The sequence below is a fragment of the Actinopolymorpha sp. B11F2 genome, from assembly GCF_040195635.1.
Taxonomy (GTDB): Bacteria; Actinomycetota; Actinomycetes; order Propionibacteriales; family Actinopolymorphaceae; genus Thermasporomyces.
Genome location: NZ_JBEFTX010000001.1, coordinates 698,952 through 712,141, shown reverse-complemented (window position 1 = coordinate 712,141; position 13,190 = coordinate 698,952). Strand labels below are relative to the sequence as shown.

Here is a 13,190-nt window from a genome sequence, read left to right as displayed (position 1 = left end):
CACTTGTCTCGATGTTCCATAGATCGCATCGATACGATGCACCGCATGCTCGACGTCGCCCGGCTCCGGGTTCTCGCCGCGGTCGCCAAGCACGGCTCGGTCACCGCCGCGGCGCGTGAGCTGCACTACGCCCAACCCTCGGTGAGTCATCACCTTGCCCGGTTGGAGGTGGAGACCGGCGCCCGCCTCGTACAGCGGGCGGGACGCGGGATCCGGCTCACCGAAGCCGGACGGATGCTCGCGGCCCGGGCGGAGGAGATCCTGGGCCGGCTCGACGCGGCGGAGGCGGAGCTGGCCGCGCATGTGGGGTTGCGGCGGGGGCGGGTACGGCTGGCCGCGTTTCCCTCGGCCCTCGGCACCGTGGTCCCCGTGGCGGTACGTCGGCTCGAGGAAGTGGCACCGGGCGTCGAGCTCTCCCTGGCCGAGGCGGAGCCACCGGAAGGTCTCGCGATGCTGCGGTCCGGCGAGGTCGACGTGGCTCTGGTGTTCCGGCACGGCGACGATCCCGACGAGGGCAGCGACAGCGACCTCCGGCTGGCGCACCTGCTCGACGAGGCCATCTACGTCGTCACCAGGAAGGGCAGCCGCAGCCACGGCCCGCGGACCGACGTCGCCACCTTCGCCGACGAGTCGTGGGTCGCTGGGTGCGAACGCTGCCGTGCCGACCTCGTGCGGCGCTGCGGCGAAGCCGGGTTCGCCCCGCGGATCGCCTACACGACCGACGACTACGTTGCTGTGCAGGCCCTCGTGGCCGCGGGCGTGGCAGTGGCGACCCTCCCGGCTCTGGCGCTCACCGCATCCCGGCATCCAGGCGTACGGATCGATCGGTTGCACGGCTCGGTGCGCCATGTCGCCGCCGCGACGTACGGGCATCCACCCGATCCACCCGCGGCGGCCGCGCTCGTCTCCGCGCTCCAGGAGGTATGCCGGGATTTCGCCCCGGCGTTCTGAGCGAAGCGTCGGGACCAGCCGGCCTCGAGCGGCGGAAGCCCTCAGACGGTCGCGAGCCGGGCCTGGTCCTCGTCCGCCGAACCCGCCGGGTCGTCGGCGCGTTCCTGCGTACCGACGACCACCCAGGCCGCCATCGCCACGGTCACCGCCGCGCCGAGCAGGTGGAGGCCGACGAGCGCGACCGGCAGGTCGGTGGCGTACTGCACGAAGCCCACCCCTCCCTGGGCCAGCTCGACGGCGAGCAGCCACGTGGCCGCCCGGCGGGCCCGCGGGGGTGCGCCGGTCGCGTGGAGGGCCAGCAGGAGGCCGACAGTGAGTCCGACGAGCAGGAACACCAGATCGGCGTGGAGTTGGCTGAGCATCGCGGAGTCGAGACCGTTGCGCGGAGCGCGATCGTCACCGGCGTGGGGTCCGCTCCCGGTGACGACGGTGCCGGCGTACATCACGGCGAACGTGGCCGCGAGCGCCACCTGCGCCAGCCGGCGGACGGCGGACGGGACGGTCGGCACCGGAGCGCCGCCACCTTCCCGGGTACGTCGGACGAGCACCACGGCGACCGCGATGAGGGCCGGCGACACCATGAAGTGCGCGGACACGACCCACGGATTGAGCTCGGTGAGGACGGTGACGCCGCCCATCACGGCCTGGAAGGGCACGCCGAGCAGGAGAACGGTGGACAGCCGTACGAGGTCGGGCCGGCGCGGCCGGAGGCGCAGGGCGGCGAGCCACGCCAGGCCGACGGCGATCGCGACCGCGAAGGTGAGCAGCCGGTTGCCGAACTCGATCGTGCCGTGAATACCCAGCTCGGGATGGGTGGTGAGCGACTCCGCGCTGCACCGCGGCCAGGTCGGGCAGCCGAGGCCGGACCCGGTGAGCCGGACGGCGCCACCGGTGACGACGATCCCGACATTGGCGACGAGGGCGGCCACGGCGAGCCTGCGCATCAGTGCCGCGGTGGGGCGGGGGAGTGACACGCGGTAAAGCGTAGGTACCACCGCCACCCGCGCCGCCCTCGGGTGTCCGGCGCCCCTTCGGGGGTCCACCTCCTCACCACCAACCCGTTCTTCCCGTGATCATGATCGTGATCATGAAGGAAAAGTCGTGTATACGCCGAAAGTCTTCATGATCACGGGAGGGCCCCACGCCAAGGAGAAATGGGAGTGCGCCACGCCCATGATCATGGGAGTGCGCGCCCCGCTGGACGTCGTGACGAGAGGGCGGGCGACTACTCCCAGCGGAAGGTGCGGGCGGTGGCGATCCCGCCCAGGACTGCCCAGCCGAGGAGGACGCCCACGAACCCGCCCACACCGCCCCAGGAGGGATCGGAGAACGCATGACGCAGTCCCTCCGCGAGCGCCCCAGACGGCAGCCAGCCGATCACCGGCTGGAGAAGCGCGGGGTACGCCTCCACAGGCACCAGCGTCGCTCCACCCACGAGCAGGAGGATGTAGACGAGGTTGGCCGCCGCGAGGGTCGCCTCCGCACGGACGGTCCCCGCCATCAGCAGGCCGAGCGAGGAAAACGCGCAGGTCCCCACCACCAGCAGCACCAACGCCGCCGCGGCGCCGCCCACACCCACGCCGGGTCGCCAACCCAGCAACCAGCCGGCGCCCACCACCAGGACGAGTTGCAGCATCTCGACCAGGACGACCGCCAGCAGCTTGCCGGCCAGCAGCCCGGTCCGTGACAGCGGTGATGTGCCGAGCCGCTTGAGGACGCCGTACCTGCGTTCGAACGCGGTCGCGATGGCCACGCTGGTGAAGGCCGTCGACATGACGGCGAGTGCGATCACGCCGGGCACCAAGAGGTCGATCCGCCGCGCGCCGCCGGCCGCCGATCCGAGGTCGAGCCCGGGCGCGAGCGCGCCGATCACCAGCAGCAGCAGCGGGATGACGAGCGCGAGCACCAGTTGTTCGCCGTTGCGGAGCAGCAGGCGCGCCTCCATCAGGCCCTGCGCGAGGACCATCCGGGGCCAGGGCGCGCGGCCCGGCGCGGGCGCGAACGTCCCTCCCACCGCCGACATCCCGGCCTCCGACGCCGCGGACCGCGGGGTCACCGGTGCAGCTCCCGCCCGGTGAGCTCGAGGAACACGTCCTCGAGGCTGTGCCGCTCGACGGCGAGGTCGTCGGGGAGTACGCCGTTGGAGGCACACCACGCCGTCACCGTCGCCAGCAGGTGCGGGTCGACCGTCCCCTGGATCACGTAGCTACCGGGCAGGGGCTCGCGTACCTCGCAGCCTTCGGGCAGTGCCGCGCGCAGCGAGCGCACGTCGAGCCCTGCGGGACCGCGGAACCGCAGCGTGTTCGCCGCTCCCCGCGAGGTGAGCTCGGCAGGGGACCCGGACGCGATCACGGTTCCGTGGTCGATGACGTGGACCTGGTCGGCAAGTCGTTCGGCCTCGTCCATGTGGTGGGTGGTCAACACCACCGCCACCCCGTCGGTGCGGAGGTCCTCGATGAGCTCCCAGGTCGTACGCCTGGCCAGAGGGTCGAGGCCCGCCGTGGGTTCGTCGAGGAACACGAGTTCCGGCCGCCCGACGATCGCCATCGCGAGGGCGAGGCGTTGGCGTTCGCCGCCGGAGAGCCGGCGGTAGGTGGTGGCGCCGCAGGAGCCCAGGTCGAGCCGGCGTACCAGCATGTCCACATCGAGCGGATGGGCGTGCAAACGGGCGATATGCCGCAGCATCTCCACGGCGCGTACGCCGGACCAGGCGCCGCCGTCCTGGAGCATGACGCCGAGCCGGGGCACAAGCTGTCGCCGGTCGCGCACCGGATCGAGGCCGAGCACGCGAACCCGTCCGCCGCTCGGTCTCCGGTAGCCCTCGCAGGTCTCGATCGTCGTCGTCTTGCCGGCACCGTTGGGCCCGAGAATCGCCGTCACGGTGGCCTGGCCGACCGTGAGGCTCAGCCCGTCGACAGCGGTGACGGCGCTGCTTCCCCGCCCGTACCGCACCACGAGGTCCTCGACCTCGACGACGAGCTCACCCACGAGGGCGAGTCTAAGAGGCGGTCCCCTCGCGTCACGTGACCCGCCTCCTGCCGTGCTTCCGGGCGTACGCCATGGCCGCGACCGCCACGGCCAGAGCGACGGGCGGCCCGAGCAGGATGGCTACCCGGACGCTCCCGGCCGACCAGACGTCGGGCCACGGCCACCAGTCGCCACCGGAGGTCTCACGGGTGTCTGGAGGCGACGTTGCCGTCGGGTCGACCACGACGGTCACCAACGTCCCGGCCCGGCTCGGCATCGACACCCGGCGGCGCTCGACCGCCTGGCCGACCCTGACGCTGACGTCGTAGTCGCCGAGGAAGCCCCGGGTCGTGTACTCGCCTCCGCCGTTCGTACGCCCGCCAGCCCGGGTCCACCAGTCGTGGTAGATGAGGTTCCGCCACGCGGCCGCGTTCGGCTTGGGCGTGAAGTCTGCCCGGTACATCGCCGCCGACGGACTCCAGTGGATCGGCTCCCAGAACCCCCACGTGGTGATCCGGGTGACGGCCGGATGGCTGAACGCCACGGTGAGGAAGTCGCGGGTGTAGTCCGCCTGGAGGTCTTCGTCGGTCGTCGTCACGTCGAACTCGCTGACCTCCAGCGGAACGCCGAGGCGGGCGTACCGGTCGAGGATGGGGACGAGATCGGCGGGCGGCGTCAGCTGCGGAGTGGCGAAGTGGGCCTGGAATCCGACTCCCTCGACGGGGACGCCCTCGTCCCGAAGCTTCTCGACGAGCGTGAAGAGATAGTCCTGGTGGCGGCGGTTCCAGCCGTGGTCGTCGAGGATGTCGTAGTCGTTGACGAACAGCCGCGCGGACGGGTCGGCCCGGTCGGCCAGTCGGAACCACGACGCCACCTCGTCCGGTCCGAGGACGTCCTGCAGGTCGTGCATGGCGTACGGCTCGTTCACGACATCCCAGACGTCGATCGTGCCGCGCAGGGCACCCACCTCGTCGCCGATGTGCCGGTTGACCCGTTCCCGCAGCAGTGTCGGCCGACCCCGCAGCTTCCGGACGTCCTCGGGCATCCGCCGCCAGCCCGGCCACAGCAGGGCGTGCCCGGTGGTGGTCATTCCCGCCGTACGCATCCAGTCGAGGGCGGGCAGGGTGGCCTGCCGGCGATGTCGGGTGTTCTCCCACGCCGACCATCTGAGGTCGTTGCCGAGGGTGCCGTGGTTGAACGTGGACCGCAGCACCTGGTGGTACTGGGCGTGGGAGCCGAGGGTGGCGGCGTCGACGGCCGTACCGAACCTGAACGCATGCGCACGCATGACCACCTCCACCTCGGCCCTGCGTACCGGCCGGCCGGCCGCGTCGCGCACCCGGATCTCGAGGTTGCCCTGGCGGTAGGCGTCGATGCGGGCCCGTGCCTCTGCGCGCCAGGTGGCGTCCTCGCCCCGCCCCTCGTAGGTCGAGGACGGGAACCCCGGCGGGTCGCCCGGGCCGAGGTCGCGGAGCGAGAAGCCCGCGATCTGCAGCGTCTGCGGCCCGTGACCCAGCCAGAACGACGCCTGGGCACCACCCGCCGGGTAGCTGCCCGCGACCCGGAAGGGGTACTTGTACTCCCGCCACTCGGGACCGAACTCGAGCGCGACCGACACCGACTTGCGGTGGTCGCCGCCGGCCTGCTCGACGTTGAACCGGGCGTGGGCGTCGGCCCGCCGCAACGACCGGCCCCAGAACCTCACCACGACGGCGTGGCCGTCCCGCAGCGGCACGGCAGTCCGGGCCGCCATCCTGATCTCGCGTTCGCCGTCGGCGTACGGGCTGGTGGGCGGTGAGGCGACGGTGAGCTGGAGTGCCCGCTTCAGTCCCGGTCCGTCGGGGATCGTGCCCGGTCGGACGGGAACGATCCGGGGCCGACGGATGTCGCCGGTCCTCGCGGCGTCGGCGAGGGCGCGAAGTGGATCGGGGCCGAGCACGTCGCGGGGGGCGGCTGACACGTCAGCCTGTGGCGCCGTGCCTGCCGTGCCTGTCTGCGGCGCTGCGGCTCCGGCACGTACCGGCGGGGCGAGGGGGACCACGGCACCGGCGCACAAGACCGCGACGGCGCCGAGGAGCGCCCACCGCCCGGACGTACGCATCGGAGCCCACACGCGGACCAGCCTCCACCATCGTCCGACGGTCGCCTCCGGCCGACACGCGTACGTCTCCGGCGGTTCGATGTCACGACAGAAGGGAACGGATGTGACGAAGGTCGCAGCTGCCCGCATGCGACTCAGGCCGGCGACTTAGGTGCGCCTCACTAGCCGGCGCGGCCGAATAACAGCACAATGAAGTTGTGAAAAACGCCCGGCCGCCTGTCGCGGCTCCCGCGGCAGCGGGACATGGTGTGTCCAGCGGGCATTCCACGCCCATGGACACGCAGCGGGACGTCACGCCCGAATCGGCCCACCAGCACGGGTCGACCCGGGAACGTGTCGCGCGGGTGATCCTCGAGTCCGGGCCACAGACGGCCGCCGCCCTCGCCGAGCGGCTCGGCGTCACACCGGCGGCCATCCGGCGCCATCTCGACGCCATGCTGGCCGAGGGTGTCGTCGTGGGGCGGCAGCAGCGCGTCTACGGACACCGGGGGCGTGGCCGGCCGGCGAAGGTGTTCGCGTTGACCGACGCGGGCCGCGGTGCGTTCTACCAGGCGTACGACGATCTCGCGGTGAGCGCGCTCCGCTACATCAGGGAGACCGGCGGGGACCACGCCGTCGAGGAGTTCGCGCGCCGCATGGTCGGCCGGCTGGAGGAGCGGTACCGCTCCGTCGCGGCGTCCTCGCCGGGCGCGGAGGGAACATCCGCGCTGGCCGAGGCGCTGTCCGAGGATGGGTACGCTGCCTCGGTCGAACCGGCCCGGCTGGGGGAGCAGCTGTGCCAGCACCACTGCCCGGTCGCCCACGTGGCCGAGCAGTTCCCACAACTGTGCGAGGCCGAGACCGAAGCGTTCTCCCGGCTCCTCGGGCGACACGTTCAGCGCCTCGCGACCATCGCCCACGGTGACGGCGTGTGCACGACGCACGTGCCCCACCAACCGCAGGAACACCGCACGCAGGAACACCGCACGCCGGAACACCGCACGCACGAACTCCGGGCCGCAGAACCCCGGACGGAGCAAGACCGAACCCAACCCACGACCCGGCTGGACCGGACTGGGAGGAATTCTTCATGACCACGACCGCGCATCCCGAACTCGAGGGTCTGGGCCGCTACAAGTACGGCTGGGCCGACTCCGACGTCGCGGGTGCCACGGCCAAACGAGGCCTGTCCGAGGCCGTCGTCCGCGAGATCTCCGCGCTCAAGAACGAGCCCGAGTGGATGCTCGACATGCGGCTGCGGGGTCTGAAGTTCTTCTACCGCAAGCCGATGCCCACGTGGGGCGCCGACCTGTCGACGATCGACTTCGAGAACATCAAGTACTTCGTACGCTCCACCGAGAAGCAGGCCGCGACCTGGGACGACCTGCCCGCGGAGATCAAGAACACCTACGACAAGCTCGGCATCCCCGAGGCCGAGAAGCAGCGCCTGATCGCCGGCGTCGCCGCGCAGTACGAGAGCGAGGTGGTTTACCACAAGATCCGTGAGGACCTCGAGGAGCAGGGCGTCATCTTCCTCGACACCGACACGGCGCTTCGCGAGCACCCGGAGCTGTTCCAGGAGTACTACGGCACGGTGATCCCCCCGGGCGACAACAAGTTCGCGGCCCTCAACACGGCGGTGTGGAGTGGCGGCAGCTTCATCTACGTACCGCCGGGCGTGCACGTCGAGATCCCGTTGCAGGCGTACTTCCGGATCAACACCGAGAACATGGGGCAGTTCGAGCGGACGCTGATCATCGTCGACGAGGGTGCCTACGTGCACTACGTCGAGGGCTGCACTGCGCCGATCTACTCGACCGACTCGCTGCACTCGGCGGTCGTCGAGATCATCGTGAAGAAGAACGCCCGCTGCCGCTACACCACGATCCAGAACTGGTCCAACAACGTCTACAACCTCGTCACCAAGCGGGCTACCGCTGCCGAGGGCGCGACGATGGAGTGGGTCGACGGCAACATCGGGTCGAAGATCACGATGAAGTACCCGGCGATCTACCTGATGGGCGAGCACGCCAAGGGCGAGACGCTCTCGATCGCGTTCGCCGGCGAGGGCCAGCACCAGGACGCCGGCGCCAAGATGCACCACCTCGCACCGCACACCTCGTCCACGATCATCTCCAAGTCGGTGGCGCGTGGCGGCGGCCGCACGTCCTACCGCGGCCTGGTCGAGGTGCAGGAAGGCGCCGACCACTCCAAGAGCACGGTGAAGTGCGACGCCCTGCTGATCGACACGGTGAGCCGGTCCGACACCTACCCCTACGTCGACGTCCGTGAGGACGACGTGGAGATGGCCCACGAGGCCACGGTCTCCAAGGTCACCGACGACCAGCTCTTCTACCTCATGAGCCGCGGGCTGGGCGAGGACGAGGCGATGGCGATGATCGTCCGCGGGTTCGTCGAGCCGATCGCGCGCGAGCTGCCGATGGAGTACGCACTCGAGATGAACCGGCTGATCGAGCTGCAGATGGAGGGCGCTGTCGGCTGACGCCGGCAGGGCCACCACCCGCGGCTCATGCCGAACGAACGCAGGCACAGGACACCACGAACGACAGAAGGCGAGAACGACTCCGACATGCCCGAGATCAAGACCCGTCCCCGCAGCGCGGACGCTGGTACCGGTTCTGGAACCGCCAAGCCGGCTTCGCACCTGCACCCGCCGGGTTCGTTCGACCTCGCCGACCACGAGGTGCCGAGCGGCCGCGAGGAGGTGTGGCGGTTCACCCCGCTGAAGCGCCTGCGTGGCCTTCACGACGGCTCGGCCGCAGGCGGCGGCAAGGTCGTCGTGGACGTCGACGCGCCCGCGGAGGTCCGGGTGGAGACCGTCGGCCGGGACGACGCCCGGTTGGGTGGGGTCTATCTCCCGGGTGACCGGGTGAGCGCCCAGGCCTGGACGTCGTTCACCGAGGCCACGGTCGTGACGATCCCGTCGGAGGTACGGCCGTCGAAGCCGGTCGTCGTGACCGTCCGCGGCGAGAACGCCGAAGGCGCGAGCTACGGCCACACCTTCGTCGACGTCCAGCCGTACGCCGAGGCGGTCGTGGTCCTCGACCACGTGGGCACGGCGACCTTCGCCGACAACGTGGAGTTCAGCATCGGAGAGGGCGCTCAGGTCACGGTCGTCTCGATGCAGGACTGGGCGGACGGCTCCGTCCACGCGGGACACCAGGCCGTCCGGGTCGGCCGTGACGCCAGGGTCCGGCACGTCAACGTGACTTTCGGCGGCGACCTGGTGCGGATCTACACCCACGTCGAGTACGCCGGCGTGGGTGGTGAGGCCGAGATGCTCGGGCTCTACTTCGCCGACGCGGGCCAGCATCTCGAGCACCGCCTCTTCGTCGACCACAACGACCCGCACACCAAGAGCAACGTGGAGTACAAGGGTGCGTTGCAGGGCAGCAAGGCGAACACCGTGTGGATCGGCGATGTGCTGATCCGCAAGGCGGCCGAGGGCATCCAGACCTACGAGAACAACCGAAACCTGATGCTGACAGACGGCTGCCGGGCGCACTCGGTGCCGAACCTCGAGATCGAGACCGGCGAGATCGTGGGCGCGGGTCACGCGAGCACGACAGGTCGTTTCGACGACGAGCAGCTGTTCTACCTGCAGTCGCGGGGGATTCCCTCCGACGAGGCGCGTCGGCTCGTGGTGCACGGGTTCTTCGCCGACCTCGTTCGCCACATCGGCGTTCCCGAGCTCGAGGACCGGCTGCTCGCCGCCGTCGAGGCCGAACTGGAACGCAGCGTCGGCCTGCCGCCGGCGTCCTCGGGGGTGGGAGCATGAGCGACTACCAGCGCGCCTGTGCGTTGGCCGAGGTACCGGACCTGGGTGTCGTGCCGACCGTCATCGACGGCGTACCCGTCGCGATCGTCCGCAGTGAAGGTGCCGTCCACGCGATCTACGACGTGTGTTCGCACGAGGAGGTCGCACTCTCCGAAGGCGACGTCGACGACGGCGAGATCGAGTGCTGGCTGCACGGCTCGCGCTTCGACCTCGCCAGCGGGCAGCCAACCGGCTTGCCCGCGACCGAGCCGGTGCCTGTGTATCCGGTGAAGATCGACGGCGACGACGTGCTCGTCGACGTACGCCATCCCCTGAACGCCGCGACCGAATGAACCCCACAAGCGACTGACCTGCACGAGAAACTGGAGCCTGATATCCCGTGAGCACCCTCGAGATCCGCGACCTGCACGTGTCCGTCGAGACCGAGACCGGTCCGAAGGAGATCCTGCGTGGGGTCGACCTGACCGTCACGTCGGGGGAGACCCACGCCATCATGGGCCCGAACGGCTCGGGCAAGTCGACATTGGCGTACTCCATCGCCGGCCACCCGAAGTACCAGATCACCAAGGGCGGCGTCACGCTCGACGGCACCGATCTCCTCACGATGACAGTCGACGAACGTGCCCGGGCCGGGCTGTTCCTCGCCATGCAGTACCCCGTCGAGGTGGCGGGAGTCTCGGTCTCCAACTTCCTGCGTACGGCGAAGACCGCCGTCGACGGCAAGGCGCCGGCACTGCGGCACTGGGTGAAGGACGTGGGCGGCGCTCTGGACCGGCTCGGTATGGGGGCCGACTTCGCCCAGCGCAACGTCAACGAGGGCTTCTCCGGCGGTGAGAAGAAGCGGAACGAGATCCTCCAGCTTGAGCTGCTCGACCCGAAGTTCGCGATCCTCGACGAGACCGACTCCGGGCTCGACATCGACGCCCTGAAGGTCGTGTCGGAGGGCGTCAACCGGTTCAGCGACAAGGGTGACAAGGGCGTCCTGCTCATCACCCACTACACCCGGATCCTGCGCTACATCACGCCGGACCACGTGCACGTCTTCGTCGACGGCCGGGTCGCCGAGGAAGGTGGCCCCGAGCTGGCCGAGAAGCTCGAGGCCGAGGGCTACGCGAGCTACGCGAAGGCGGGCGCATCCACGTGACGACCACCCCTGCAGTAGGCCGGCTGGACGCGCAGAGGATCCGGAAGGACTTCGCGATCCTCGACCGGGTCCTGCCCAACGGTCGTCGGCTCGTCTACCTCGACAGCGGGGCGACCTCGCAGAAGCCGCGCCAGGTTCTCGACGCCGAACGCGACTTCTACGAGCAGCACAACGCCGCCGTCCACCGGGGCGCGCACCGGCTGGCCGAGGAGGCGACCGACCTCTACGAGTCCGCCCGGGCGCGGATCGCCGCGTTCGTCGGTGCTGACGAAGGTGAGGTGGTGTTCACCAAGAACACCACCGAGGGCATCAACCTCGTGGCGTATGCGATGAGCAATGCCGCGACGGCGGGCCCTGCGGCGGAGCGCTTCTCGGTCGGCCCCGGCGACGAGATCGTGGTGACCGAGATGGAGCACCACGGCAACCTCGTGCCCTGGCAGATGTTGTGCCAGCGCACCGGGGCCACGCTGAAGTGGTTCGGGCTCACCGACGACGGCCGGCTCGACCTCTCCGAGGTCGAGGCCATGATCACGCCGCGCACCAAGGTGGTGGCGTTGACCCAGCAGTCCAACGTCCTCGGCACGGTCAACCCGCTCGATCTCATCACCGCCCGGGCCCATGTCGTCGGTGCGCTCGTCGTCGTCGACGCCGCGCAGTCGGTGCCGCACCAGCCGGTCGACTTCCACCGGCTCGGCGTGGACTTTCTCGCCTTCTCCGGCCACAAGATGCTTGGGCCGACCGGCATCGGGGTGCTGCTGGGGCGTCGCGAGCTGCTCGAGGCGATGCCGCCGTTCCTCACCGGCGGGTCGATGATCGAGGTCGTCCGCATGGACATGACGACGTTCGCTCCGCCGCCACAGAAGTTCGAGGCAGGGGTGCCCAACATCGCCCAGGCGATCGGGCTCGGCGCCGCGGTCGACTACCTGAATGCCGTCGGCATGGAGGCCGTCGCCGCGCACGAGCACGACCTCACGGCGTACGCCCTGCACCGGTTGGCCGCCATCCCCGGCGTACGCATCATCGGGCCGCCGACGGCGGAGGCGCGTGGGGGAGCGGTGTCGTTCGTCGTCGACGGGATCCACCCACACGACGTGGGCCAGGTCCTCGACGACCTCGGCATCGCCGTCCGGGTCGGGCACCACTGTGCCTGGCCGATCGTGCGCCGCTACGGGATCCCGGCCACCACGCGGGCGACGTTCTACCTCTACAACACCCGTGCCGACGTCGACGCGCTCGCCGACGGCGTCGAGGAGGTCAAGCGCTTCTTCGGCGTGGACAGTGCTCTGGGCGTGGACAGTGCTCTTGGCGCGGGCAGTGCTCTTGGCGCGGGCAGTGCTCTTGGCGTGGATAGGGGTACGGGAACCTGATGCAGGTCGAGGCGCTCTACCAGGACATCATCCTGGACCACTATCGAAGCCCGCACGGCAAGGGCCTGCGGGATCCCTATGACGCCGAGGTCTACCACGTCAATCCCACCTGCGGTGACGAGGTGACGCTCCGGGTCCGACTGTCCAGAGCCGAGGGCGACGGAGACGGACCGGTCGTCGAGGACGTGTCCTACGACAGCATGGGGTGTTCGATCAGCCAGGCGGCCGCGTCGGTGCTGCACGACCTCGTGCACGGCCGCCGGGTCGACGACGCGATGCGGGTGCATGATGAGTTCCTCGCGCTCATGCAGTCCAAGGGCCAGGTCGAACCGGACGAAGAGGTGCTCGAGGACGGCATCGCCTTCGCGGGGGTGTCGAAGTACCCCGCGCGGATCAAGTGCGCGCTCCTGGCCTGGATGGCGTGGAAGGACGCGACCCTGCAGGCGATGGGTGCTGGTGATGCAGCGGGCACGCAGGAGCAGGTAGCGTCGGAGCAGTTGGGCACCCAGCCGGACGACGAGAGGGGAGCCGGACGATGACCGAAGTGAAGACGTCCGACGACGATGTTCTCGAGGCGATGAAGGATGTGGTCGACCCCGAGCTCGGCATCAACGTCGTCGACCTCGGTCTCGTCTACGGCGTGGCGCTGGACGACGAGGGCGTCGCGACGATCGACATGACGCTGACGTCCGCGGCGTGTCCGCTCACCGACGTGATCGAGGACCAGACGCAGGTGGCGCTCGACGGTGTGGTCGACGCCTTCCGGATCAACTGGGTCTGGATGCCGCCGTGGGGCCCGGACAAGATCACCGACGAAGGTCGCGAGCAGCTCCGCGCGCTCGGCTTCAACGTCTGAACGGCATCTCCGCACCACCACGCCGG

At 70.1% G+C, this 13,190-nt stretch carries 13 protein-coding genes; 9 read left to right on the top strand and 4 right to left on the bottom strand.

What is annotated here, in order from left to right; genetic code table 11:
- Positions 1-45 precede the first annotated feature (45 nt).
- Complete coding sequence (locus ABN034_RS03250; RefSeq protein WP_349689452.1) at positions 46-951, top strand: LysR family transcriptional regulator; 906 nt, start codon at positions 46-48, stop codon at positions 949-951.
- A gap of 41 nt (positions 952-992) precedes the next feature.
- On the opposite strand, the gene ABN034_RS03245 is transcribed toward ABN034_RS03250, so the two are convergent.
- The 4 genes from ABN034_RS03245 to ABN034_RS03230 all read right to left on the bottom strand — a co-directional run bounded on the left by ABN034_RS03245 (position 993) and on the right by ABN034_RS03230 (position 6,031).
- Complete coding sequence (locus ABN034_RS03245; RefSeq protein WP_349689451.1) at positions 993-1,925, bottom strand: COX15/CtaA family protein; 933 nt, start codon at positions 1,923-1,925, stop codon at positions 993-995.
- Between the two features lie 251 nt (positions 1,926-2,176).
- Entirely contained in the window at positions 2,177-3,007 is an 831-nt protein-coding gene (locus ABN034_RS03240; RefSeq protein ID WP_349689450.1) for an ABC transporter permease, read from the bottom strand.
- Positions 3,004-3,939, bottom strand: coding sequence for an ABC transporter ATP-binding protein (locus tag ABN034_RS03235; RefSeq protein WP_349689449.1), 936 nt, complete (start codon positions 3,937-3,939; stop codon positions 3,004-3,006). Before ABN034_RS03235 ends, ABN034_RS03240 begins: the two co-directional genes overlap by 4 nt.
- A 31-nt stretch (positions 3,940-3,970) precedes the next feature.
- A complete protein-coding gene (locus ABN034_RS03230) occupies positions 3,971-6,031 on the bottom strand; it encodes an endo-1,4-beta-xylanase (RefSeq protein ID WP_349689448.1) in 2,061 nt (686 codons plus the stop codon).
- A gap of 260 nt (positions 6,032-6,291) precedes the next feature.
- Here ABN034_RS03230 and ABN034_RS03225 point away from each other — a divergent pair, with 260 nt between their 5' ends.
- The 8 genes from ABN034_RS03225 (at position 6,292) to ABN034_RS03190 (ending at position 13,164) form a co-directional block, all read left to right on the top strand.
- Entirely contained in the window at positions 6,292-7,092 is an 801-nt protein-coding gene (locus ABN034_RS03225) for a helix-turn-helix transcriptional regulator (RefSeq protein ID WP_349689447.1), read from the top strand.
- Positions 7,089-8,501 (top strand): Fe-S cluster assembly protein SufB, encoded by a 1,413-nt coding sequence (gene sufB, locus ABN034_RS03220; protein WP_349326563.1) that lies wholly within the window; start codon positions 7,089-7,091, stop codon positions 8,499-8,501. Before ABN034_RS03225 ends, sufB begins: the two co-directional genes overlap by 4 nt.
- 87 nt (positions 8,502-8,588) lie before the next feature.
- Positions 8,589-9,797: a Fe-S cluster assembly protein SufD gene (gene sufD, locus ABN034_RS03215; protein WP_349689446.1), complete on the top strand. Its 1,209-nt coding sequence runs from the start codon at positions 8,589-8,591 to the stop codon at positions 9,795-9,797.
- Positions 9,794-10,129, top strand: a complete 336-nt coding sequence (locus tag ABN034_RS03210; RefSeq protein WP_349326566.1) for a non-heme iron oxygenase ferredoxin subunit — start codon at positions 9,794-9,796, stop codon at positions 10,127-10,129. Before sufD ends, ABN034_RS03210 begins: the two co-directional genes overlap by 4 nt.
- A 47-nt stretch (positions 10,130-10,176) precedes the next feature.
- A complete protein-coding gene (gene sufC / locus ABN034_RS03205; protein WP_349689445.1) occupies positions 10,177-10,941 on the top strand; it encodes a Fe-S cluster assembly ATPase SufC in 765 nt (254 codons plus the stop codon).
- Positions 10,938-12,308: a cysteine desulfurase gene (locus ABN034_RS03200; RefSeq protein ID WP_349689444.1), complete on the top strand. Its 1,371-nt coding sequence runs from the start codon at positions 10,938-10,940 to the stop codon at positions 12,306-12,308. Before sufC ends, ABN034_RS03200 begins: the two co-directional genes overlap by 4 nt.
- Positions 12,308-12,847, top strand: coding sequence for a Fe-S cluster assembly sulfur transfer protein SufU (gene sufU / locus ABN034_RS03195; RefSeq protein WP_349689443.1), 540 nt, complete (start codon positions 12,308-12,310; stop codon positions 12,845-12,847). Before ABN034_RS03200 ends, sufU begins: the two co-directional genes overlap by 1 nt.
- Complete coding sequence (locus ABN034_RS03190; protein ID WP_349689442.1) at positions 12,844-13,164, top strand: metal-sulfur cluster assembly factor; 321 nt, start codon at positions 12,844-12,846, stop codon at positions 13,162-13,164. The genes sufU and ABN034_RS03190 overlap by 4 nt, the downstream gene beginning before the upstream one ends.
- Positions 13,165-13,190 lie beyond the last annotated feature (26 nt).